Below are 1523 nucleotides of genomic sequence, written 5' to 3'. Positions count from 1 at the left end.
CATGGCGAGAGGTGGATAGCGGCTGGCGCTGTGGCAGAGTGCGGTTGCTGACCCAAACTCCGTGGAGGCAACCATGCATATTGCAGCTGATCGACCCCATGCGCCTGCCGCTATCCGTATTGATCTTGGCGCGATCTTCGTTTCGATGGAACTGTGTAAATCGACATGGCTGATCACGTCCTTGTCGCCGGGTGCCGGCGAGCGGATGTCGAAGCATGTCGTGCGCGCGGGCGACGTTGCCGGTCTGATGGCCCGCTTTGCCCAGCTTCGTGCCAAGGCGCAGGCGCGAACCGGGCAGGATTTTGGCTTCATCGTCATCCAGGAGGCGGGTCTCGACGGCTTCTGGATCCACCGGGTGCTCGAGCGCGAAGGGATCGAGAGCCATGTTGTTGACCCTGCGTCGATCGCGACATCGCGCAGGCGGCGGCGAGCGAAGACCGACAAGATCGACGGGGAAGCGCTGGTGCGCGCCTTGCTGGCGTACAAGCGAGGCGAACCGCGGGTGTGTGCGATGGTCCGGCCGCCAAGCGTGGAAGAGGAGGATCGGCGCCGCATCTGCCGCGAACGCAAGGTCCTGGTCATCGAGCGGACGCGGCACGTCAACCGGATCAAAGGCCTGCTCTTCGCGCAGGGTATCACCGGCTATGAGCCGATACGGCGCGACCGGCGCGACCGGCTCGAGGAGCTGCGAACCGGCGATGGACGGTCGATTGCACGACATATCGAGGCGCAGATCCACCGCGAGCTCGACCGTCTCGAGCTGGTCATCGAGCAGATCAAAGCCATCGAGGCGGAGCGCGATGCGCTGATCGCGGCACAGGCCGCCGACACCCCGGCAGCGATGCTCACGCACCTCAAGGGCATCGGACCCGAGTTTGCCGCCATCCTGTATTCGGAAGGTCTGTTCCGACATTTCGACAATCGACGGCAGGTCGCCGCTTACGCGGGTTTGGCGCCGACACCGTGGCAGAGCGGATCCGTCCGGCACGAGCAAGGCGTCTCCAAGGCCGGCAATCCCCGGCTGCGGACGACCATGGTCGAGCTGGCCTGGCTCTGGTTACGTCACCAGCCCGACTCGGCGCTCGCCCGCTGGTTCCAGGAACGCGTGCAGCGCAATGGCGGCCGTCTGAGAAAGCCGATGATCGTGGCGCTCGCTCGCAAGCTCCTCATCGCTTTGTGGAAATATGTCGCCGCCGGCGTGGTCATCGAAGGTGCCGTGATGAAAGCCGCCTGACCCAATCGACTTCCCCGGAGCCCGATCAGCTCCGTGGATCCAGGAAGCGAACCGAGATGTCTGTTGGCCTTCAATGCCGCCTGAAAGACTGGTCTCGCCTTCCTGAGCCCGTGCCCGCCGCACGCGGGATAATGGTGCAGCCGTTCGCAACGGCGACCGAATGTGAGCAGGACCAGGTTCGAACCTTCGAGCCGAGTCATGCATCGGGCCAAGCCTGGATCCAAACATCAAGGAGAAGACAAATGCCGTCGCGATTTTAAACCTTGACCGACGTCCTCGTCATGTGAGC

1 protein-coding gene is annotated in these 1523 nt (G+C 63.7%); it reads left to right on the top strand.

All coding sequences use genetic code 11. The annotated features are described in order from the left end of the window. Positions 1–73 precede the first annotated feature (73 nt). Complete coding sequence (locus AC3WJD_RS21955; protein WP_492748972.1) at positions 74–1234, top strand: IS110 family RNA-guided transposase; 1161 nt, start codon at positions 74–76, stop codon at positions 1232–1234. Positions 1235–1523: the final 289 nt, after the last annotated feature.

It is taken from the genome of Sphingobium sp. FW306-1B-F04DB (assembly GCF_058781925.1).
The sequence above is the reverse complement of the archived record's forward strand: the minus strand, read 5'-3'. Positions and strand labels throughout refer to the sequence as shown.